This window comes from Actinomadura monticuli (assembly GCF_041463655.1).
In the GTDB taxonomy this organism is placed as follows: domain Bacteria; phylum Actinomycetota; class Actinomycetes; order Streptosporangiales; family Streptosporangiaceae; genus Spirillospora; species Spirillospora monticuli.
The window spans coordinates 49,870-71,203 of sequence record NZ_JAXCEI010000005.1 but is presented as its reverse complement, the minus strand read 5'-3'; the positions used below and the strand labels follow the sequence as shown (position 1 = coordinate 71,203).

Here is a 21,334-nt window from a genome sequence, read left to right as displayed (position 1 = left end):
AGACGAGGGCACGTGGTCGCACGGTGGTTCCTTTCAACGGGCCGGTTCCAGCAGTTCGGCGAGGCGGCCGGGTGCGGTGGCGGTCGCGTCCCACGGCAGGGACGCGAGGGTCGCGGGCGGCGCCTGCCCCCACAGGACGGTCGGAAGCTTCCTGGACGTGGCGATCCGCCGGAGTTCGTGCAGCGCGAGGTCACGGTCGTACATGCCGGGGACGCCCAGGTACGCCCAGGGCCCGCCGGGTTCGCCGGCCGCCGCGTCCACGACGAGCATGTCCACGTCCGCCCTGTCCAGGACGATCGCGCCGTCGTGCGGGTACAGCGGGACGACCGTGGCGTGCTCGCCGAGCAGGGCCGCCGTGCCCGGGGCCAGCACCCCCGCGACGATCAGCCCCTCGCAGGGGCCCGCGACGAGCAGCCGGTTCTCGGGACGGTCGACGCGGTCCGGCTGGACGCCGCCGCCCGACGCGGAGCCGCCGCCCGGCACGGGCGCGTTCCGTTTGCGCCACAGCCGGTACAGCTCGCGCGGCAGCCGCTTCCCGCGTTTCGGGTCGCGCGCGGCGCCCGCGACGAGCCGTCCGAACTGCACGGCCGTCGACGTCTCCAGCGCGCTGAGCCGCCGCTCCAGCTCCTCCAGCCGCGCCTCGCGCTCGCGCAGCGTGGACCTCAGCCTTCCGAGCTGCTGGTACGCGCGCTCGTCCTTCGCGTCACTCACCCAGGAACTCCATGATCACTTCGGCGATGCGGGGGCCGGCGTTGCCGTCCCACAGGGGCGGTCTGCGGTCGCCCGCCGGCGCGGCCGACTCCAGGGCCTTGCGGGCGGCGGGCACCAGTTCCTCGAAGGTGACGAGGCGGTTCGTGCCGTGCGTGATGGTGATCGGCCGCTCGGTGTTGGGACGGACGGTCAGGCACGGCACCCCGAGGATCGTCGTCTCCTCCTGGAGCCCGCCCGAGTCGGTGACCACCGCCGCCGCGCCCCGCACCGCGGCGATGAAGTCGATGTACCCGAGCGGGTCCAGGATGTGCACGCCGTCGTGGTCGTCCAGCCCGGCGGCGAGCAGGTTCGCGCGGCCGCGCGGGTGCACCGGGATGACGAGGTCGGCGAGGTCGGCGACGCCGTGCAGGTGCCGGACGAGGGCGGACGCCGTCTCCGGCGCGTCCACGTTGGCGGGACGGTGCATGGTCGCCAGGACGTACCGCTCCGGCAGCCCGTGGGCGGCCCGGACGGCGTCGGTGTCGAAGGCGTCCAGGTTCCCCAGCAGCGTGTCGATCATCGGGTTGCCGACCAGGTGGGCCCGGGACACCGGGACGCCCTCGGCGGCCAGGTGCCCGACCCCCTCCGGGCTCGTGACCAGGCACAGCGCGGACAGCTGGTCGGTGACCCGCCGGTTGACCTCCTCCGGCATGGTCATGTCGAAGCTGCGCAGCCCGGCCTCCACATGGGCGACGGGGATGTGCAGCTTGGCCGCGACGAGGGCGGCGGCGATGGTCGAGTTCACGTCGCCGTACACGATGACCAGTGCGGGTGAACGGCTCGTGAACTCCCCCTCCAGCCCGATCATGAGCGCGGCGGTCTGCTCGGCGTGCCCGCCGGAGCCGACGCCGAGGTTGACATCGGGCTCGGGAAGCCCCAGCTCGTCGAAGAAGACCTCCGACATCCGCGCGTCGTAGTGCTGGCCGGTGTGGATCACCGCCTGTTCGGCGCCGGCGGCCCGCAGCGCGGCGATCACCGGGGCGGCCTTCACGAAGTTCGGCCGCGCCCCGAGGACGTGCACGATGGGTGCCAACACAATTTCCCTTCTGTTCACCGGGGTCGCTTAGCGTCCGGCCCCGTGGTCGACCAATCGGTGCTGAAGAAATCCGTCTACCTGGCCGGACTCGGCTGGCGGCAGCTCAGGGACGATCCCGGGCGGGCGCCGCGGCTGGGCGTGCGGCTGGCCGCGCGCACCCCGTTCGGCGCCCGGCTGCGGCGCTCCCCGCTGGCCGTGCCGAAGCCCCGGGACGTCCGCCGCGAGACCGAGGATCTGCGGGCGCTGCTCGCCCGGCCGCCGGCGACCGGTCGGCGCGGGCCCCGGCCCGGCGGGACCGTGCTGCAGTTCGTGACGAACGCGCTGCCGTGCACGAACGCCGGCTACACCGTCCGGACGCACCGGATCGCGCTCGCGCAGCGGGAGACGGGCCTCGACCCCCATGTGGTGACGCGGCTCGGCTACCCGCTCAGCCAGGGCGTCGGGGACGCGCGGGCGCGGGTGGACGTCGACGGCGTCCCGTACCACCGGCTGCTGCCCTGGCTGCCGCCGGGCGACCCGGTCCGGGCCGTCGAGAAGGGCGCCGATCTGGCCGGGCGGCTGGTGGAGGAGCTGCGGCCGTCCGTCCTGCACGCCGTCAGCAACCATCTGAACGCGGCCGTCGCGCTGGAGTTGGGGCGCCGCCACGGCATTCCGGTCGTCTACGAGGTGCGCGGCTTCCTGGAGGACTCCTGGCTGTCCCGCGACCCGTCGCACAGCGAGACGGACGCCTTCTACCGGCTGACCCGCGAGCTGGAGACGCGCCGGATGGCCGAGGCGGACGCGGTCGTCACGCTCGGCGAGGCGATGCGGGCGGAGATCGCGTCCCGGGGCGTCCCCGAGGAGAAGATCTTCACGGTTCCGAACGGCGTGGACGAGGCGTTCCTGGAGCCGCTGCCGGACGCCCGGGACCTGCGCGAACGGCTCGGCATCCCGGCGTCCGCCACGGTGGTCGGCCTGACGTCGTCGTTCTACGGCTACGAGGGCATCGACACGCTCATCGACGCCGCCGCCCTGCTCCGCGACCGGGGTACCCCCGTCACGCTGCTCCTGGTCGGGGACGGCCCGGAGCGCGGCGCGCTCGAACGGCGCGCGGCCGGGCTCGGCGTGCACGCCGTGTTCACCGGACGGGTTCCGATGGAGTCCGTTCGCAGATTCCACGCCGTCCTCGACGTGTTCGCGGTGCCGCGCCGGGCGGACCGGGTGTGCCAACTGGTGACTCCTCTGAAGCCGATCGAGGCGATGGCGGGGGGAATCCCCCTCGTAGCCAGTGATGTCAAAGCTCTGCGGGAAATCGTGGAACCGGGCGTGACGGGCGCGTTAACAGTTCCGGAAGACGCGAAAGCATGGGCGAATTGTCTGGAAGACCTGGCTTACAGTCCCGAACTGAGACAGAAAATCGGGCGGTCGGCCCGGGAATGGGTCGCCGCGGAACGCACCTGGCGCGCCGTGACCCGCGGATACCGGGCCGCCTACCGACGCACATAGACCGAAGGGAGCCGGGCGCATGGATCTTGTGGTCATCGGACTCGGCTACGTGGGACTCCCGCTCGTCCGGGAGGCGTGCCGGGCCGGCCTGCGGGTCGGCGGGCTCGACCGGGACGCGCGCGTCGTCGCCGGGCTCAAGGCCGGGCTGTCGCACATCGACGACGTCTCGGCCGCCGAGATCGGCCAGATGCTGGAGGCCGGGTTCGTCCCCAGCCTGCACGAGGACGTCCTGGACGGCGCCCGCACCGTGGTGATCTGCGTGCCGACGCCGCTGTCGCCGGAGGGCGGCCCCGACCTCACCGCGGTGCGCGGCGCGGCCGAGACGGTCGCCCGGCACCTGGAGCCGGGGACGCTGGTGGTGCTGGAGTCGACCACCTACCCGGGCACCACCGAGGAGGTCGTCCGGCCCATCCTGGAGACGTCCGGCCTGGTCGCGGGCGAGGAGTTCCACCTGGCGTTCTCGCCGGAGCGGATCGACCCGGGCAACCCGGTCTACGGGGTGCGCAACACCCCGAAGATCGTCGGCGGGCTGGGCCCGGCGTGCGCGTCGGCGGCGGCGGCGTTCTACGGCAAGTTCGTCGACCGCGTCGTGGAGGCCAAGGGCACCCGCGAGGCGGAGATGGCGAAGCTGCTGGAGAACACCTACCGGCACGTCAACATCGCCCTGGTCAACGAGATGGCGGTGTTCTGCAACGAGCTGGGCATCGACCTGTGGGACGCGATCGACTGCGCGGCCACCAAGCCGTTCGGGTTCCAGGCGTTCCGGCCGGGACCGGGCGTCGGCGGGCACTGCATCCCGATCGACCCGAACTACCTGTCGTACAAGGTCAGGTCGCTGGGCTACCCGTTCCGGTTCGTGGAGCTGGCCCAGGAGATCAACGACCGGATGCCCCGGTACGTGGCGGAGCGGGCGCAGCAGCTACTCAACCGGGAGGGGCGCGCACTGAAGGGCGCCAGGGTCCTGCTGCTCGGCGTCACCTACAAGGCCGACATCGCCGACCAGCGCGAGTCGCCGGCCCGCCCGGTGGCGCGGCGGCTGGCCCGGCTCGGCGCCGACCTGGTCTTCCACGACCCGTTCGTCGCGTCCTGGGAGGTGGACGGCGAGCCGGTCCCCGACGCGGGCGACGACCTCGCCGCCGCGCTGCGCGGCGCCGACCTGTCGATCGTGCTGGCCGACCACTCCGCCTACGACGCGGACGTGCTGACCCGGCACGCGCGGCTGCTGTTCGACACCCGCGGCCGAACCCGCGACGCGGACTCGGAGACCGTGGAACTCCTCTGAGCCCGCGTCGAGCTGCGGCGTGTCGTTGTTATACGGCCGCCGAAAGCAACGACACGCCGCAGGTCAACGAATCGGTCGGGGGTGGACATGTCGGCGACGGCGGCGGTTCATCAGGTGTTCTCGTTCGCGGCCGAGACTCGGCGTAGATGACGATTCCTGCGCGTTACGGAGTGAGTGGGATGCGGGTCTGTGTTTGCACGGTGGTGCACCATCCCGAGGACGCACGCATTCTGCACCGGCAGATTCGCGCGCTGCTCGACGCCGGCCATGAGGTCACATATATCGCGCCATTTCGGGCATGCAATGCGACGCCGTGGCGGCGGATCAGCCCCGTGGACATCCCGCGCGCCACGGGACGGCGGCGGCTCCGGGCCCTGCGCGCCGCCCACCGGGCGCTCGCCGAGCACGCCCCGTACGCCGACGTGGTCCTCCTGCACGACCCCGAGCTGCTGGTGTCCCTCCCCCGCGAGGTCCGGCAGCGGACGGTCGTGTGGGACGTCCACGAGGACACCGCCGCCGCCCTGTCGGCCAAGGGCTGGCTGCCCGGCCCGGCGCGGCCCCTGCTGCGCCCGGTCGTCCGCGGGCTGGAGCGGCGCAGCGAGCGCCGGCACCGCCTGCTGCTCGCCGAGGACGGCTACCGGGCCCGGTTCCGCGGGGACCACCCGGTCGTGCCCAACACCACCTACGTCTCCGACACGCCGCCCGGCCCGCCGGCCGGCGGCCGCGCCGTCTACGTCGGGCAGCTGTCCCGGGCGCGCGGCGCGCTCGACATGATCGAGATGGCCCGCCCGCTGGCCGCCGAGGGCGTGCTCGTGGAGCTGATCGGCGCGGCCGACGCCGACGTCCGGGACGCGCTGCGGGCCGCGCAGCGCGAGGGGATCGTGCGCTGGTACGGGTTCGTCCCGAACGACCGGGCGCTGCGGATCGCCGAGGGCGCGACGGCCGGGCTGGCGCTGCTGCACGACGAGCCCAACTACCGGCACTCGATGCCGACGAAGGTCGTCGAGTACATGGCGCACGGCATCCCTGTGGTCACCACGCCGAACCCGCCGGCGGTCGACATCGTGGAACCGAGCGGCTGCGGGGTCGTCGTCCCGTTCGGCGACCCGCACGCCGCCGCCAAGGCCGTCCTGCACCTGCGCGACGACCCCGACCATCGCACCGAGCTCGGCAAACGCGGCTACGACGCGGCCCGAGCCCGGTTCCACTGGCCCGTCCACGCCGAACGCTTCGTCGCCCAGCTGGAGGCGTGGGCGGGCCGCTCCCCCGACACGGCACGCGAGCCGGAACCCGCGCCGGAACCCGTCCCCGAGTCCTGACCCCGCCCCCGCCGCATCCGCGTCAGGACGGGTGGTGCAGCCGGTACGCGACGGACCTCGCGATCCGCGCGGCGGCCCCCGGCGGGCGGTTCGCCTCCACCACCACGAGGTACCGGCCGACGCGCAGCGCGATCATGCCGGCGGTCGGGCCGATCTCGTACGCCTCGTCCCCGCCGATGTCGCGGCGCCGCCGGGCCTGCGACTGCGTGGCCTGCAGGGCGTCCAGCATCCGGGACGCCGCCTCGTCCGTCTCCGCCACCCACCGCACGCTCACGGTGAGGCCCCGCACGGCCGGATCGGCGTCCTCGCTCGGGCTCGCGGACGGCGTGGCCGGCTTCGACGCGCTCGCCTTCGCCGTGGCGCCCTCCCCGTCCGGATCGTCCTTCTCGCGCTCGCCGCCCTCGTCGCGCGGCTCGTAGGTGCACGACACCGGGCGCGGCAGTTCCACCGCCCCGGCGGACGTCCGGCTCGGCTCGGCGCGGTAGCCGGTCATCCGCGCCGCCGCCAGGTCGGGGCCGGTGAGCAGCGAGCACGCGTCCGGCCAGTCGGCCACCGGCACGCCGCCGAGCTCGGCCGGGCCGGTGCCGGTGGGCCCGCCGCGCAGCGCGACCAGCCGCGCCGCGCCGTCCGGGCGGGGCGCGGCCTGCGGGACGCCCACGTACAGCAGCCCGCCCGCCGCCGCCAGCCACGGCCGCGCGCCCGGCAGGTCCGGGTCCATCGGGAACGGCGCGGGCGCGGTCGTGGCGCCGCCGTCGCCCGGCGCCACGATGTCGACGCCGGCCGGCAGCAGCCCCTCCGACAGCCGCGGACGCAGCGCGAAGACCTGCCCGCCGGCCTGCGCGAGCGCCGCGTAGGCCGGGACGTCGCGGCTCCAGGCGACCCGCCCGGACGGCACGTCCACGGCCTCCATGCGGGTGTCGCCGGAACGGTCGCCGTCGGGGTGGTAGACGACCAGGAGCCGCCCCGGCGCCAGCACCCCCGGGCACATCAGGTCGCCGCACACCCCGTCGCCCTTCCAGACGCGGAACTGGTCGCCGTCCTCGCCGAACGCGCGCAGCGCCGTCCCGTCCGAGGCGAGCGTCACCCCGTCCAGCATCGAGACCTCGGGCGACTCCTTGGAGCCGAGCCGCTCGTCCCAGCGGACGGTGCCCTTGGCCGGGTCCACCGCCAGCAGCCGGCTGCGGCGCCGCCCGTCCTCCCGGCAGTCCAGGCCGAACGCGGCGAGGTCCTCCCGGCCGTCGGACGGGTGCGCGCCGCCCTCGAACAGCCGGCAGCCGCGCGGCAGCGCCAGCCGCCACACCCGGTTCCCCGTCACGGCCGAGACGCCGAACAGCGTGCGGTGGCCGTCGTCGGTGGTGAGGACGGTGCCGGACCCGGCGGGCCAGCGCAGCGTCGTGCGCGACACCGCGGCGGGGCGCTCCCCCTCCCGCCGCCACAGCAGCCCGCCCGACAGCGCGTCGAACGCGACGACGAGCCGGTCGCCGCGATCGCCGTTGCGCTCGAAGTAGGCGACGAGCCGGGACCGGGTGGACGTCCAGCCGAGCATCGTCCAGCCGGACCGCCGGTAGCTCCAGCGCTCGCCGCCGGTCCGCGCGTCGCGCACCTGGAGCCCGTGCCCGGACGCGGTCACGACCTGCCCCAGCGCGACCTGGTGGGCGACGCCGTCGTAGCCCGCGACGGCGCCGTGGTGGATCCGGGTGGTCTGCTCCCAGCTCACCGCGAGCGGGCCCGGCGGCGGCCCGACCTCGCGCTGCGGGGTGACGGGGTCGCCGGTCACGGTGTGCCGCACCTGCCACCACTCGGCGCGCAGGACGTAGGTGTCGACGAGCACGACGCACAGCGCCACGGCGACCACGGCGGAGACCAGCCCGAGCGCGACGCGGACCCTGCCCACGGACTCCGGTCGGCCACCAGGCCGCTGCCGGCTCCCGACCACGACCGCGCCGCCTCCCTCCGCCGATCCCCGGTGCCCGCCGCCGGGCGGGCCCGCTGATTACTGTGTCTTGGGACGACACCCACCATGCCGTGTGCCGGACGTCCGGCGCGACAGAACGGAGTTGAACCGTGGAGGTCTTCACTCACTGGCACACCTGGGACACGGCCCGTGCGGACATCGCGGCGTCCGGCCTCCCGATCGACGTGGACGCCCTGGAGAAGGCCGTGTCCGCCGCGGAGCGCTGGCACGGCGACCAGAAGCGCCCCACGGGCGCGCCCTATGTCGAGCACCTGCTCGAGGCGCTCGAAGTGCTCGTGCGCGGTGCCGGGGTGTTCACGCCCTCCGTGCTGACGGCCGCGGTGCTGCACGACGTCGTCGAGGACACCCCCGCGTCCGTTCAGGACGTGGAGGCCGGGTTCGGCCCGGAGGTCGCCGAGCTGGTCGACTGGGTCACCAAGCCGCCCGCGGGCGGCGCCGGCCGCCAGGCCAAGCGCGCCGCGAGGGCCGCCTACCTGCGCCGCCTCGGCGACGCCCCGGCCGAGGCGATCCAGGTGAAGCTCGCCGACCGCGCCAGCAACGTCCAGACGCTCGACCGGATGCCGCCGGACTTCCAGCGCCGGTACTACGCCGAGACCCTCACCTACATCGTCCCCCTCGCCGAGCCCCACCCCTGGTTCCGCACCTGGTACGCGAGTTGGAGTGCCGGATTCGCTCACCTGCGTTAGCTCAGCCGTCGCCGGCCTCGACGTTGCGATCGCGTGCGAAGCCAGGTTTCGAGCCTGCGCGAACCCTGATCGCGCAGCGAGCCGCCAGGCGGGCCGAAGCGATGCGGCGATCGCCGCGTTGGCCGTTGAAGGAGGGCCCCCAGCGCCCGGCGCCGAGGCCAATGAAATAAATACTGCATGAAACGGGAGTGGGTGGTCGAGGAGAGCGTGGCCGTCGCGGCGCGGCCCGACGAGGTGTACGCGGCCGTCGCGGATCCGCGGCGGATGCGCGAGTGGAGCCCCGAGGTCTTCGCCACGTGGATGCGCGGGAAGGCGGTCGAGCCCGGGACGAGGTTCGTCGGGTTCAACCGCATCGGGTGGCGGGTGTGGTTCACCACCTGCAAGGTGACGGCGGCGGTGCCGGGCCGGGCGTTCGCGTTCCGGGTGTCGAGCTTCGGGATGCCCGTTGCGCTGTGGGGATACCGCGTCGAGGACGTCTCGGACGATCCGGCGGGGCCGGACGCGCCGCGTACGCGGCTCACCGAGTACTGGGAGGACCTGCGCCGCGACAACCGGGGCGCCGCGTTCGTCTCGCTCCTCGGCAGGCTCTTCACCGGCGTCCCGGCGGAGCGGCGCGCCGCGGTGAACCGCGCGGGCATGCGCGCCACCCTCGACCGGATCCGGACGGCGGCCGAGAAGGGGTGAGCCCCGGTTCTTGGCAGCAAAACGAGAACCTGTTCTACTAAGCGGTGTGACAAGCACCGTGCAAGCGCATGCCATCCAGGGCGAGCGGGTCACCCTCCCGGTGCGGATCCGCGACGCCGCCGTGGGGTCGGCGATGTTCGCCGTCCCCGCCCGCGCCGCCCAGGCCGTCATCGCCTACTCCGGGCTGGACGTCGCGGAGCCGCTGCCCGGCCGGGCGATCTGCTCACTGGCGTTCGTCCGCTACGCGGACGGGGACCTCGGGCCGTACCACGAGTTCGCCGTCGCGTTCCTCGTGCGCCCGCCCGGCGCGGAGCCCCCCGGGCTGCTCGGGCGGATGCGCGGCGTCGGCGCGTTCATCCACTGGCTGCCGGTCAACCAGGAGTTCACACTGGAGGCCGGGCGGACGATCTGGGGCTTCCCCAAGGAGATCGCGGACATCCCCATGGACCTGTCCGGACGCGTGAAGCGCTGCGCGGTGCGGCTCGGCGGGCGGACGGCGATCGAGGTCGCGCTGCGGCCCGGCCTGCCGGTGCCGGCCGGCACCGCCGCGCCGAAGGTCGACGCCTACTCGTGCATGGACGGCGTCACGCGCCGGACGCCGTGGACGCTGACCCCGTCCGAGGTCCGGACCCGTCCGGGCGGGGCGACGGTGATGCTGGGCGACCATCCGGTGGCCGAGGAACTGCGCGGGCTGGGGCTGGACCGCGCGCGGCCCCTCAGCAGCAGCACGGTCGGGCACCTGCAGATGGTCTTCGAGGGCGCCGAGGAGGTGCACCGGTGAGGCGGACGGCCCTGGTCACGGGCGCGGCGGGCGGGATCGGCGCGCTGGCCGCGCGGCGGCTCGCGGCGGCGGCCTGGGACGTCGTCGCGGTGGACGCCGACGAGGCCGGCCTGAAGGAGACGGCACTGCGCTCCCCCAACACGCACGTGCGGACCTGCGACATCACCGACCCCGGGGCCCTCGCCGACGTGGTGGCGATGGCCGGCCCCGTGCACCGGGTCGTGCACGCCGCCGCGACAGCGCCGGCCGCGCCCGCCCTGGACCAGCCGCTCAGCGAAATAGAACGTGTTCTCCGCATGGACGTGCTCGGCGCCGTGCACGTCGTGCGGGCCGTGCTGCCGGGCATGCTGGAACGCGGCTCCGGCGAGCTCGTCCTCTGCGCGGGCCCGGCGGCGACGGGCGCCGCCGCCGCGGCGTCCGGGGCGGTGGCCGCCTACACCGCCGCGCTCTGGCGCGAGCACGGCGGGCGCGGGGTGACGCTCCGCTGCGTCCACCTGGACGGCGAGACCCCGCCGCGCCGCGTCCTCGACGCGCTGGACCGCTCGCTCGCGCGCCCGCCCGGTGACCTGCACGTCCGGCCGGGGAGGGGCCGCCCGCACCTGCCGCGCGGCCGCCGCTCCGCGCTGAACCCCGGGCCGACCGAATAAGCTGTCTCCTCCGCCCCTTCGGGGGGCCGGGGGACGTCCCCGGCGCGACCCACGTGCGAGGAGCAGCCTGCATGTCGTCCCAGGTCACCGGGCGGCCGACCGGCCCCGGCGGCACGGTGAAGGATCAAGAGATCGCCGCCGAGCAGCGCTACGTCGACATCGCCTACGCCCGGCTGGAGGAGATGCGCGCCGACGCCCAGGCCATGATCCGCGAGGGTTACCGTCAGTCACTCGCCGGCACCAAGGGCTCGCTGGTGGACCGGGACGCGATGGTCCACCAGGCGGCACTGCGCGCCCAGGCCCTCGACATCGCCGACGACGGCCTCGTGTTCGGCCGGCTCGACCTCGCCCCCGGCGAACGGCCGACGGGGGAGGTCCGCTACGTCGGCCGCATCGGGGTGCGGACCAGCGAGCACGACTCCCTCGTGATCGACTGGCGGGCGCCCGCCGCCGAGGACTTCTACCGCGCCACCCCCGAGGACCCGCGCGGCGTCGTCCGCCGCCGCGTCCTGCACTCGCGCGGGCACACGGTCGTCGACCTGGAGGACGACCTCCTCGACCCGGACGCCGCCGACGGCATGACGATCGTCGGCGACGGCGCGTTCCTCGCCTCCCTCGCCCGCGCCCGCGAGGGGGCGATGCGCGACATCGTCGCGACGATCCAGCGCGAGCAGGACGAGGTGATCCGCGCCCCCGCCGACGGCACCGTCCTGGTGCGCGGCGCCCCCGGCACCGGCAAGACGGCCGTCGCCCTGCACCGCGTCGCCTACCTGCTGTTCCGGCACCGCCGCCGGTTCGGGTCGCGCGGCGTCCTCGTCATCGGCCCGAACCGCCGGTTCACCGCCTACATCGAGCGGGTGCTGCCGTCGCTCGGCGAGGGTTCGGCGACGCTGCGCTCGCTGGGCGACCTCGTCGACGGGGCCACCGCGACCGTCCACGACCCGCCGCGGCTCGCCCGCGTCAAGGGCGCGGACACGATGGTCACCGTGCTGCGCCGCGCCGTCGCCGACCACGCGCCCGGCGCCCCCGACGAGCTGCGCGTCGTGTTCAAGGGCGTCGTCGTCACCCTCGGCCGCGACCGCCTCGACCGGCTCCGCAACGACCTCCACCGGCGCAGCCGCGGCAGCGTCAACGCGGCGCGCGGCCGGGCCGCCGAGCTGCTCCTGGACGCCCTCTGGCGCCGCTTCAACGACGTCGGCGGGCCGGAGGCCGCCGAGGCGGAGGAGAGCGCCGAGACGGGGCTGTGGAACGCGATCCTGGCCGCCGACGGCCTCGCCTCCCTCGACGAGGAGCCCGGCCGCGGCCCGCAGGGCGGCGACCCGAAGCGCGCCCAGTTCGACGCGCGGGTCCGCGAGCAGCGGTCGTTCACCGACTTCCTCGTCGCCTGGTGGCCGATCCGCCGGCCGCTGGACGTGCTGCGCTCCCTCGGCGACCCGGCCCGGCTGCGCCGCGCCGCCGGCCGCGACCTCGACCGCGCCGACGTCGAGCCGCTCGCCGCGTCCTGGGCCGGCGACGCCCCGCTCAGCTACCAGGACGTCGCGCTGCTGGACGAACTGGACGCGCTGCTCGGCTCGCCGCCCCGCCCGTCCCGCCGCCGCAAGGCCCCGTCCGAGGACGATCCCTTCGTCGTCGACGGCGTCAACATCCTCACCGGCGAGGAGGTCGCGGACGAGGCGTGGGAGCCGGAGATGCAGGAGCTGACCACGTCCATGGAGCGGCTCGAACGGTCCCGGCGGGTGGACGACGGCGTGGTGGAGGAGCGTCCCGAGTACGCGCACATCGTCGTCGACGAGGCTCAGGACCTCTCCCCCATGCAGTGGCGGATGCTCGGCCGGCGCGGGCGCCAGGCCAGCTGGACCATCGTCGAGGACCCGGCCCAGAGCGCCTGGGAGGACCTCGGCGCCGCCCGGCGGGCGATGGAGGCCGCGCTCGGCGGCGAGCGGCCGGCGTCCCGGGGCCGCCGCCGCACCCGCAAGCCGGCGCCCCGCGCCCGGCACGAGTACGAACTCACCACGAACTACCGCAACTCCACGGAGATCGCCGCCGTGTCGGCCCGGGTGCTCGCCCGCGCGCTGCCCGAGGCGCGCCCGGCCCGCGCCGTCCGCACGTCCGGCATCGACCCTGTCGTCCGGGTCGTCCCCGAGGCCGGCCTGGCCGCCGCCGCGCGCGAGGCCACCGAGGAACTCCTCGGCCAGGTCGACGGCACGATCGGCGTCATCGTCCCGATGGCCGCGAAAGAGTCCGGCGGCGGCGCGGCGTGGACGGAGCGCGACCGCGAGCGCCTCGGCGCGGGGCTGCCGGAGCGCGTGCAGGTCCTGGACGTCCTCGACGCCAAGGGGCTGGAGTTCGACGCGGCCGTCATCGCGGCGCCCGAGACCGTCGCCGCGCAGTCGCCGCGCGGGCTGCGCGTCCTCTACGTGGCGGTGTCGCGCGCGACGCAGCGGCTGACCGTCCTCACCGCCGACCCGGATTGGCGCGACACGCTGCTGGCCGATTGAGCCGCGCCCCGGCCCGGGCCACCGGGCGCGGGGAGCCGCCCGGTGCGGCCCGCCACACGAGGGTGAGAAGTGCCCGCCGGCGAGAGTTAGGCTGACGCTGCCCCCCTTTTACGCACGGGTGAACGGAGAGCGATGAGCGGCCGTAATCCCGCACCCAGGCGCAGCTATGGCGGCCGGTCCGCGCAGGAGCGCCGCGCCGAGCGGCGGGAGCGCCTGCTCGACGCCGGGCTCGAACTGTTCGGCACGCGCGGCTACGCGGCGACGTCCATCGAGCGGCTGTGCGCGACCGCGAGCGTGTCGACCCGCAACTTCTACGAGGAGTTCAGCGGGCGCGAGGAACTCCTCACCGCGCTGCACAGCACCATCAACGAGCGCGCCGCGCAGGCCCTCGCCGCCGCCTACGCCGAGGCCGCCGGCGCCGGCCTCCGCACCCGCGTGGAACGCGCCGTCCGCGCGTTCGTCACCGTCACCGCGAGCGACCCCCGCTGGGCCCGCATCGCGTTCGTCGAGGTCATCGGCGTCAGCGCGACCCTGGAGCAGCACCGCTTCCGCTGGCGCGGCCAGTGGGAGGACTCGCTCACCACGATGGCCCGCGAGGCCGTCGACCGCGGCGAGGCCGTCGACCGCGACTACCGGCTCACCATGATCGCCATCATCGGCGCGGTCAACAACCTCGTCCACCACTGGTCCGCCCGCGACCAGGACATCCCCCTCGACGACATCACCGCCGAGCTGACCCACCTCATCCTCGCGGCGGTCACGACCCCCTAGATGATCGGGGGGCGTCCCGTCCGGGTCATGCGCCAGGCGGTGCGGTAGGAGATGGGGCGGCGGGGCCCGGCGGGCTTGCGCCAGCCCTCCGCGAAGCCCTTGAACCACGGCTTGAGGGCGCTCGGCCTGCGCTCGCGCAGGAGCGTCATGCCGACCCACACGGCGAGGTAGGTGAGGGCGAGGGGCCACGGCAGGTTGCGGCGGGCCAGCCAGACGCGGTTGCGGGCGTTGTAGCGGTAGAACATGTCGTGCCGCGTCGGCAGGACGGCCGGGTGGAACATGACCGCCGACGCGTCGTAGACGATGCGGTACCCGGCGTCGAGGATCTGCCAGGCGAGGTCGGTCTCCTCGTGGGCGTAGAAGAAGTCCTCCGGGAGGCCGCCGCCGGCGTCGAACGCGGCGCGGCGGACCGCGCAGGCGCCGCCGAGGAACGTCGTGACGGGCGACGAGCGCTCCGGGTCGCCGGCGCGCAGCCGCGGGACGTGCCGGCGCTCGCCGCGCCCGCCCTCGGGGTCGCGGACGCGGAACGAGACGACGCCGAGGTCGGGTTCGGCGGAGAACCGGTCGCGCAGGTGGACGCCGAGGCGGGTGGAGCGGTACCAGCCGTCGTCGTCCAGGAACAGGATCACATCGCCGCAGGACGCCTCGACGCCCCGGTTGCGTCCGCCCGGGATGCCCAGGTTCGTGGGGAGGGTCAGGGTCTTGACGCGCTCGTCGTCGAACGGCGCGGCATCGGCCCGGTCGCCGACGGGGTCGACGCCGTTGCCGACGAGGACGACCTCGACGTCCACGTGCTCCTGCTCCAGCGCGCTGCGGACGGCGCGGGCGAGCTCCTCCGGGCGGTTGCCCATGGTCAGGACGACGACGGAGAGTTTCACTTCAGCCTCCGGGACGCCAGGATGCTGACCAGGTGGAGCAGCGTCTGCGCCACCGCGACGGCGGCGACCGCGACCGTCAGGACGCGGACCGCGACGGGATCGTCGTTGCCGAGGACGGTGTCCAGCACGGCCGCCGCCAGGATCAGCAGCGACAGCTCGACCGCGCCGATGATCCGGTGGAAGCGCAGCATGGACGCGGCCTGCCGGGCCAGCGCGATGCGCGTGGAGCGGGGCCGCAGCGCCCGGTCCCCGCCGGACGGGTCGGCGGTCAGCCCGGACTTCGCGCGGGCGACGACGACGTTGTCGGTCTCCGCCTTGATCAGCGCGGCGCCGAGCGCGGCGAGGAGGCCGAGCTCCACCCAGCCGCCGTTCTCCCAGCCGCCCTGCGCCATGAACCCGAGCCCGGCGAGCAGCGAGATCTCCGACAGGTAGTGGCCGATGCGGTCGAGGAACACCCCGGCCACCGACGTCTGCCGCAGGTAGCGGGCGACCTCGCCGTCCACGCAGTCGAGCAGCAGGTAGAGCTGGATGAGGACGGCGCCGCCCACGGCCGTCCACAGCGGGTCCACCGGCAGCGACACCGCGACGCCGGCGAGCACGCCGCACGCCATCATCATGTACGTGAGCTGGTTCGGGCTGAAGCCGAGGCGCAGCGCGACCCACCCGAAGTACGGGGAGACGTCGCGCATGTAGAGCCGGCCCGCCCAGTGCTCCTCGTTGCGCCGGTCCTTCAGGCCGGGGGGCTGGCCGTACCTGCGGACGTCGGCGACCTTCGCGCCCTTTCGGTGCGGCCGGTGGTCGTCCTCCGGGGGCGCGTCGGAATGCCCGGGGAGCTCAGCCTCCATGGGCCTGGACATACTCTTCCACCGCCTTGCGGGTCTCGCCCTTGTCGAGATTGAGGTATTCCAAGATGGTGTAGCGGCCGGGCCGGGTCTGCGGTGCGAACAGCACGGCCTCGGCGAACTGCTCGGTGCTCAGCCCGACGTCGCCGGGCACCCGGGGCAGGCCGTGCCGGCCGAGGCAGGCGAGGATCTCGTGCAGCCGCTCCCCGCCGGACCCGAGGCGGGTCGCGCGCAGGTGGTAGCAGAACGCGGCGCCGAGACCGGCCAGCTCGCCGTGGTTGGCCGTGTCCGGGTAGAGATGGTCGATGGCGTGCAGGATCTCGTGGTCGCCGCCGCTCGCGGGCCGGGAGTCGCCGGCGAACGCCATCGACATCCCGGACAGGACCAGGCTCTCGGCGAGGACGGTGAGGAACCGGTCGTCCTCGATCGAGCCGGGCTGGTGCAGCAGCGCCTCGGCGGCGGTGCGCGCCACCGTGAGCGCCATCCGGTCGACCCGCTCGCCGCACTGCTCGGACGCGAGCAGCCAGTCGTCCACCGCGGAGAAGTTGCTCACCACGTCGCCGATCCCGGCGCGGATCAGCCGGGCGGGCGCGGCGTGCACGTAGTCGAGGTCGACGACCATCGCGAGCGGCATCACCACGCCGAACGAGCCCTTGCCGCTGTCGTGGACGAGCGAGGCGACCGGCGAGCAGATCCCGTCGTGGGACAGGTTCGTCGCGACCGACACCATCGGGATGCCCGACAGCGTCGCCGCGTACTTGGTGGCGTCGATCGTCCGGCCGCCGCCGATCCCGACGACGGCCTCGTAGGACCCGGCGCGCAGCTTGGACGCCAGTTCGACGGCCGCGTCCACCGTGCCGCCTGCGACCTGGTACACCTCGCAGGCCGACAGGGACGGCCGGACCTGCTCGGCGATCTGGTCGCCCTGCCCGGGGCCGACGGCGATCGCCACCCGTCCCTCGGTGACGATCCGCCGGTCGGCGAGCAGTTCGCCGAGGGCCGCGACGGCACCGCGCCGCACGTCGATGGAGAGCGGCGCGTTGAGCATCCGCGTCAGCAGGGGCATGTGCCTCCTCGCTCGGTCGGGCGCCCGGGGCGGGCGCCCACGTCCGGCAGCCTGCGGTCAGTAGCCCTTGGCGATGCGGCGGGCCTTCTCCAGGTCGTCGTGGTTGTCGACCTCGACCCAGTCGACCTCGCCGATCGGCGCGACGCCGATCCGGCCGCCGCGGTTCACGAGCTCCTGGTAGCCGTCCTCGTAGTAGAGGTCGGAGTCGCGCTCCCAGGTGGCCTTGAGGGCGTCGGCCAGCGGTTCGGCGGCGGCGGGCTCGATCAGGGTGGCGCCGATGTACTCGCCGCCCGCGGCCGACGGGTCCATCAGCTTGGTGATGGTCTTCAGGTGGCCGTCGCCGTCGAGGATGACCTTCATCTCCTCGTCGGCGAGGGTTTTCACATCGTCCACCGCCAGGAGGATGTCCGGGCCGCGGTTGGCCAGTAGCGTCTTCTCGACGCCCACCGGGTGGACCGTGTCGCCGTTGACCATGAGGACGCCCTTGGAGAAGTGCTCCCGGGCCAGCCACATGGAGTAGGCGTTGTTCCACTCCTCGGCCTTGTCGTTGTGAACCAGCGTGAGGGCCACGCCGTACCGCTCTTCGAGGGCGGCCTTGCGCTCCTCGACGGCGGACGCGCAGTAGCCGACGACGATGACGACGTCGGTCAGCCCGACCTCGGCGAGGTTGCGGAGGGCGATGTCCAGGATGGTGGTCTCGCCGTCCACGGGGACCAGGGCCTTGGGGAGGGTGTCGGTGTAGGGCCGCAGCCTCCGGCCCGCACCCGCCGCCAGCACCATGCCGATCATGCTTTCTCCCTTTCCTGTGGGGGCGGACCCCCACGCCCCCCGACAACCGCCCTTGTCAGGTCGAACGTGATCCGTGCCCGCAAGGTAGACGGTCGGCGCGGCGTACGCGAACGAGCCGGGTCTTTGGCGGGGCGGACGATGCCGTCGTGGTGGAGCGGTGCGGGCACCGCCCGCGCGGACCCCGACACGGCGAGGTAACCATACTCGATCCGGCGCGCTCGGGCGGTGCGAGCCGGTTCGTCCGCTCCTCGCCGCGGGGCCGTCCGGTACGTTGAGCGTGGCCGGGAAGCCGGGAGGACTGGGGTGACATGGCGGCGCGGACGGTTGCGGTGGTGCTCGCCGGCGGGGTGGGCGCGCGCATGGGCGCGGGACGCCCCAAGCAGCTCATGGAGGTCGGCGGGCGGCCCATCCTGGCGCACGCGATCGGCGCGTTCGACGCGCATCCGGGCATCGGCGAGGTCGTGGTCGTGATGGCGGCCGGGCACCTGCGCGACGCCGCCGCGATCGCCGCGCCGTTCCGCAAGACGGCCGCCGTGATCGAGGGCGGCGACACCCGCACCGCCTCCACGGTCGCGGCGCTGCGCGTGCTGGACGGGCGTCCCGACGACGTCCGCGTCCTGTTCCACGACGCGGCCCGCCCGTTCGTGGACGCCCCCGTCATCGACCGCGTGCTCGACGCCCTCGACGGCTGCGAGGCCGTCGCCGTGGGCATCCCGTCGCCCGACACGATCGTCGTGGTGGAGAACGGCGTGGTCGCCTCGATGCCGCCGCGCGAGACGCTCAGCCGGTTCCAGACCCCGCAGGGCTTCCGGCTCGGCACCATCCGCAAGGCGTACGAACTGGCGCTCGCCGACCCCGCCCTGCGCGCCACCGACGACTGCGGGATCGTGCACCGCTACCTGCCGGACGTCCCCATCCGGGTGGTCGAGGGCAGCGAGCGCAACCTCAAGGTCACCCAGCCCCTCGACGCCGTCGTCGCCGAACATCTCGCCACCGAGGTGAAGCCTTGATCTTCGACAGCGCCCCCACGGTCATCGGGCACCGCGGCTACGGGGCGGGCGACCTCACGCCGCCCGGCGCCGCGGCGCCCGTCTCCGAGAACACGCTGCCGTCGCTGCTCGCCGCCGCCGAGGCGCTCCACCGCGCTCCCGGCGGGCCCTGGGTCGAGATCGACGTGACGCGCACCGCCGACGACCATCTCGTCCTGCGGCACGACCCGACGACGGTGGACGGCGCCCACCTGATCGACCTGCCCGCCACCGCCAGCGGGCTGCCCCGCCTCACCGAGATCTTCGACGCGCTGCCGGCGGACGTCGCGGTGGACGTCGACGTCAAGACCGTCCTGGAGGACGCGCTGGACGAGCCGTCCCGCCGCACCGGCGCGCTGCTGGTCCCGGTGCTGCGGCGGGAGGCGAAGCGGCGCCGGCTGCTCGTCACGTCGTTCGACCCGTCGCTGCTGACGTTCCTGAAGGACGAGGTGCCGGGCGTCCCGCTGGGGCTCCTGACGTGGCTGCGCTTCCCGCTGTGGCACGCCGTCCCGGCGGCGGCCGGGCTCGGCCTGGACGCCGTCGCCGTGCACACCGGGTCGTGCGGCATCGAGCACCCCGACACGCGGCTGCGCCCGCTGGAGCACTGCGTGGACGTGGCGCACAAGGCGGGCCTGGAGACGATCGCCTGGTGCCCGTCCGCGGAGGCGGCGCCGACCTACGCGGAGGCCGGGTTCGACGCGATGGTGGTCAACGACGTCCCCGGCGTCCTCGCCGCCGTCTGAGCTACGCCTTCGACGCTGTAGGTCGGGCAGCACGTGATCAGATGGGCCGCGATTGACCGTGCGGAGAGCCGCGTACCGGGATGATCACGTCCCGGTCTCGATCACTTCGGGCGGTTGCCGCCGTACATGCGCGTCCACTCGCCGGGCTCGTCGTCGTCGGAACCGCCGTCGCCAGACGGCTTCGGCTGCTCCTGGGCCGCCGGGGCGGGTGCGGCGGACGGCAGCGGCGGCGGGTTGGACGCGGCGGGCCGCGCCGGGGGCGCGGGCGGCGCGCCGGGTGCGCCGTACTGCGGAGCACCCTGCCAGGAGGGGCCCTGCGGCGGCTGCGGGGCGCCCATGGGAGCGCCGACGCCGTGCATGGGCGGCGGGCCCATCGGCGCGGGCGGCGGACCGGCGTAGCGCGGCGCGGCGCCGGCGGCGGCGCGGGCCTTCCAGCGGGACGGCGCCAGCGACGCCACGAGCAGCAGCACGCCGAGGACGAAGAAGACGCCGACGGGGCCGAGCATCGTGTAGCCGTATCGCAGGTCCCTCGGCAGGGAGTCGATGTCGGGGTGGGTGATCGCCCAGCGCGGCGACATCAGCCAGATGAGCCCGATGACCGCGTAGAACGCCCCGGCGACCAGCGAGGCGACCGGGGAGAGCCGGGACCCCGCCAGGAGGCCGAGCAGCACACCCGCCACGGCCAGTACCGCGAGACCGATCCAGAGCTCCTTCCCGTGGTAGCTCTGGAACCGCACGATGCCGAAGCTGTAGACGATGCGCAGTTTGCCGGCGCCGTACATCAGGCACAGCATGACGACCGGCGTCAGGACGACGCCGGCCACCACGCCGAGGCCGTGTCGTGCTCCGTTGGACATGTCCACCCTCCAGGGCCCGGGTCGGCGATCCCGCCAAACCTAACCCTCAGACGTGCGGAAACGCACGCCGGTTCAGAGGTGAATATGCCTTCTCCCCGCTACTGGACGGATTCGCCCGGCTTGACCGGAGTCGGCTGGCCGAGCCTGGGCGGGCTCGTCAGGAACCCCACTCCCCACGTCACGTGCATGGTGGCGAACACCAGCGGGAGCCGGACCCACGCCGACAGCGGCAGCCCGCGTCCCTCCACGGCGGCGCCCGCGACCATCGCGGCCGCGTACCCGCCGGGCAGGAGCCAGCCGGGCCAGAACCCGAACGCCCCCGCGATCACGCCCGCCACCATCGCGACCACGGCGATCGGCGGCGCGAGGTAGCGCAGGTTCAGCGTCCCCTGGTGCTCGCGCCCGACGACGCGCCGCCAGCGCCCGGTGTGGAAGTACTGCTTGGCGAGCGCCCGCAGGTTGGGGCGCGGCCGGTAGGTGACCCGCATCCGCGGGGTGAAGAAGATCCGGCCGCCGGTCTCCCGGATGCGGTGGTTCATCTCCCAGTCCTGCGCGCGGACGAACGTCTCGTCGTAGCCGCCGACCCGCTCCAGCGCGCTGCGGCGGAACGTCCCGAGGTAGACGGTCTCGACCTCGCCCGCCTCGCCGCCGGTGTGGAACCGGGCGTTGCCGACGCCGAGCTTGGACGTCATCGCCCGCGCCACGGCCTTCTCGAACGGGGTGACGCCCTCGGCGGCCATGATCCCGCCCACGTTGTCGGCGCCGGTGTCCTCCATCGTCTCGACGGCGGCGCGGACGTAGTCGGCGGGCAGCAGCGAGTGCCCGTCCACCCGGACGATGATCGAGTACTGCGACGCCTTGATCGCGATGTTGAGGCCCTGCGGGGTGCGCCCGGTCGGGTTGTCGACGACGAGGACGCGCGGGTCCTCGGCGGCGAGGCCGCGGGCGATCTCCTCGGTGCGGTCGCGGGACGGCCCGATCGCGAGCACCAGCTCCAGCTCGCCGGGGTACTCCTGGCTCAGGATGCCGCGCACGGCGTCGGCGAGGTGACGCTGCTCGTTGAGGACCGGCATCACGACCGACACCGCGGGCCAGGTGCGTTCACCGGAGTCGGGTCGGGTCTTCACGGCGTACTGGGTTTCCTGGTTCGTGGCACGGGGAGACGAATTCATGTGGGCTCGCGGACGCGCGCCGGCCGGAGTCACCGGAGGCGGACG

20 protein-coding genes are annotated in these 21,334 nt (G+C 74.3%); 11 read left to right on the top strand and 9 right to left on the bottom strand.

Features of this window, described 5'->3' with window-relative positions:
- Nucleotides 1-33: 33 nt before the first annotated feature.
- Complete coding sequence (locus SM611_RS12175) at nucleotides 34-711, bottom strand: hypothetical protein (RefSeq protein WP_371949600.1); 678 nt, start codon at nucleotides 709-711, stop codon at nucleotides 34-36.
- The gene (gene wecB, locus SM611_RS12170) at nucleotides 704-1,774 is read right to left on the bottom strand and encodes a non-hydrolyzing UDP-N-acetylglucosamine 2-epimerase (RefSeq protein WP_371950031.1); all 1,071 of its coding nucleotides are present in this window, start codon (nucleotides 1,772-1,774) and stop codon (nucleotides 704-706) included. Before wecB ends, SM611_RS12175 begins: the two co-directional genes overlap by 8 nt.
- A gap of 54 nt (nucleotides 1,775-1,828) precedes the next feature.
- Between wecB and SM611_RS12165 the strand changes: the two genes are divergently transcribed.
- The 3 genes from SM611_RS12165 (at nucleotide 1,829) to SM611_RS12155 (ending at nucleotide 5,872) form a co-directional block, all read left to right on the top strand.
- Nucleotides 1,829-3,271 (top strand): glycosyltransferase family 4 protein, encoded by a 1,443-nt coding sequence (locus tag SM611_RS12165; protein ID WP_371949599.1) that lies wholly within the window; start codon nucleotides 1,829-1,831, stop codon nucleotides 3,269-3,271.
- 19 nt (nucleotides 3,272-3,290) lie between these two features.
- Nucleotides 3,291-4,553 (top strand): nucleotide sugar dehydrogenase, encoded by a 1,263-nt coding sequence (locus SM611_RS12160; protein WP_371949598.1) that lies wholly within the window; start codon nucleotides 3,291-3,293, stop codon nucleotides 4,551-4,553.
- A gap of 179 nt (nucleotides 4,554-4,732) precedes the next feature.
- Complete coding sequence (locus tag SM611_RS12155) at nucleotides 4,733-5,872, top strand: glycosyltransferase family 4 protein (protein WP_371949596.1); 1,140 nt, start codon at nucleotides 4,733-4,735, stop codon at nucleotides 5,870-5,872.
- A 22-nt stretch (nucleotides 5,873-5,894) separates the two neighbouring features.
- Here the strand turns inward: SM611_RS12155 and SM611_RS12150 are convergent, their stop codons facing one another.
- Nucleotides 5,895-7,766, bottom strand: coding sequence for an outer membrane protein assembly factor BamB family protein (locus SM611_RS12150; RefSeq protein WP_371949594.1), 1,872 nt, complete (start codon nucleotides 7,764-7,766; stop codon nucleotides 5,895-5,897).
- 170 nt (nucleotides 7,767-7,936) lie between these two features.
- On the opposite strand from SM611_RS12150, the gene SM611_RS12145 reads away from it, so the two are divergent.
- The 6 genes from SM611_RS12145 (at nucleotide 7,937) to SM611_RS12120 (ending at nucleotide 13,914) form a co-directional block, all read left to right on the top strand.
- Nucleotides 7,937-8,533 (top strand): HD domain-containing protein, encoded by a 597-nt coding sequence (locus tag SM611_RS12145; RefSeq protein ID WP_371949593.1) that lies wholly within the window; start codon nucleotides 7,937-7,939, stop codon nucleotides 8,531-8,533.
- A 177-nt stretch (nucleotides 8,534-8,710) separates the two neighbouring features.
- Nucleotides 8,711-9,217 (top strand): SRPBCC family protein, encoded by a 507-nt coding sequence (locus SM611_RS12140; protein ID WP_371949591.1) that lies wholly within the window; start codon nucleotides 8,711-8,713, stop codon nucleotides 9,215-9,217.
- Nucleotides 9,218-9,263: 46 nt separating this feature from the next.
- A complete protein-coding gene (locus SM611_RS12135) occupies nucleotides 9,264-9,998 on the top strand; it encodes an acetoacetate decarboxylase family protein (RefSeq protein WP_371949589.1) in 735 nt (244 codons plus the stop codon).
- Nucleotides 9,995-10,645 carry an SDR family NAD(P)-dependent oxidoreductase gene (locus tag SM611_RS12130; protein WP_371949588.1) on the top strand — a complete coding sequence of 217 codons (651 nt, stop codon included), beginning with the start codon at nucleotides 9,995-9,997 and terminating at the stop codon, nucleotides 10,643-10,645. Before SM611_RS12135 ends, SM611_RS12130 begins: the two co-directional genes overlap by 4 nt.
- Nucleotides 10,646-10,716: 71 nt before the next feature.
- Entirely contained in the window at nucleotides 10,717-13,143 is a 2,427-nt protein-coding gene (locus SM611_RS12125) for a HelD family protein (RefSeq protein ID WP_371949586.1), read from the top strand.
- A 132-nt stretch (nucleotides 13,144-13,275) separates the two neighbouring features.
- Nucleotides 13,276-13,914, top strand: coding sequence for a TetR/AcrR family transcriptional regulator (locus SM611_RS12120; protein ID WP_371949584.1), 639 nt, complete (start codon nucleotides 13,276-13,278; stop codon nucleotides 13,912-13,914).
- On the opposite strand, the gene SM611_RS12115 is transcribed toward SM611_RS12120, so the two are convergent.
- Genes SM611_RS12115 through SM611_RS12100 form a run of 4 tightly spaced genes read right to left on the bottom strand, consistent with a single transcriptional unit; the run spans nucleotide 13,911 to nucleotide 17,489 of the window.
- On the bottom strand, nucleotides 13,911-14,765 hold the full coding sequence (locus tag SM611_RS12115; RefSeq protein ID WP_371950030.1) for a glycosyltransferase family 2 protein: 855 nt from the start codon (nucleotides 14,763-14,765) through the stop codon (nucleotides 13,911-13,913). The genes SM611_RS12120 and SM611_RS12115 overlap by 4 nt on opposite strands.
- A gap of 23 nt (nucleotides 14,766-14,788) precedes the next feature.
- Nucleotides 14,789-15,637: a CDP-alcohol phosphatidyltransferase family protein gene (locus SM611_RS12110; RefSeq protein WP_371949582.1), complete on the bottom strand. Its 849-nt coding sequence runs from the start codon at nucleotides 15,635-15,637 to the stop codon at nucleotides 14,789-14,791.
- Entirely contained in the window at nucleotides 15,627-16,700 is a 1,074-nt protein-coding gene (locus SM611_RS12105) for an iron-containing alcohol dehydrogenase family protein (protein ID WP_371949580.1), read from the bottom strand. Before SM611_RS12105 ends, SM611_RS12110 begins: the two co-directional genes overlap by 11 nt.
- Nucleotides 16,701-16,757: 57 nt before the next feature.
- The gene (locus SM611_RS12100) at nucleotides 16,758-17,489 is read right to left on the bottom strand and encodes a phosphocholine cytidylyltransferase family protein (protein WP_371949578.1); all 732 of its coding nucleotides are present in this window, start codon (nucleotides 17,487-17,489) and stop codon (nucleotides 16,758-16,760) included.
- A 308-nt stretch (nucleotides 17,490-17,797) separates the two neighbouring features.
- On the opposite strand from SM611_RS12100, the gene ispD reads away from it, so the two are divergent.
- Nucleotides 17,798-18,499: a 2-C-methyl-D-erythritol 4-phosphate cytidylyltransferase gene (ispD, locus tag SM611_RS12095; RefSeq protein WP_371949576.1), complete on the top strand. Its 702-nt coding sequence runs from the start codon at nucleotides 17,798-17,800 to the stop codon at nucleotides 18,497-18,499.
- Entirely contained in the window at nucleotides 18,496-19,260 is a 765-nt protein-coding gene (locus tag SM611_RS12090; RefSeq protein WP_371949574.1) for a glycerophosphodiester phosphodiesterase, read from the top strand. The genes ispD and SM611_RS12090 overlap by 4 nt, the downstream gene beginning before the upstream one ends.
- 101 nt (nucleotides 19,261-19,361) lie before the next feature.
- Here the strand turns inward: SM611_RS12090 and SM611_RS12085 are convergent, their stop codons facing one another.
- The gene (locus SM611_RS12085) at nucleotides 19,362-20,117 is read right to left on the bottom strand and encodes a hypothetical protein (RefSeq protein ID WP_371949572.1); all 756 of its coding nucleotides are present in this window, start codon (nucleotides 20,115-20,117) and stop codon (nucleotides 19,362-19,364) included.
- A 98-nt stretch (nucleotides 20,118-20,215) separates the two neighbouring features.
- Nucleotides 20,216-21,289 (bottom strand): glycosyltransferase family 2 protein, encoded by a 1,074-nt coding sequence (locus SM611_RS12080; RefSeq protein ID WP_371949571.1) that lies wholly within the window; start codon nucleotides 21,287-21,289, stop codon nucleotides 20,216-20,218.
- Nucleotides 21,290-21,334: the final 45 nt, after the last annotated feature.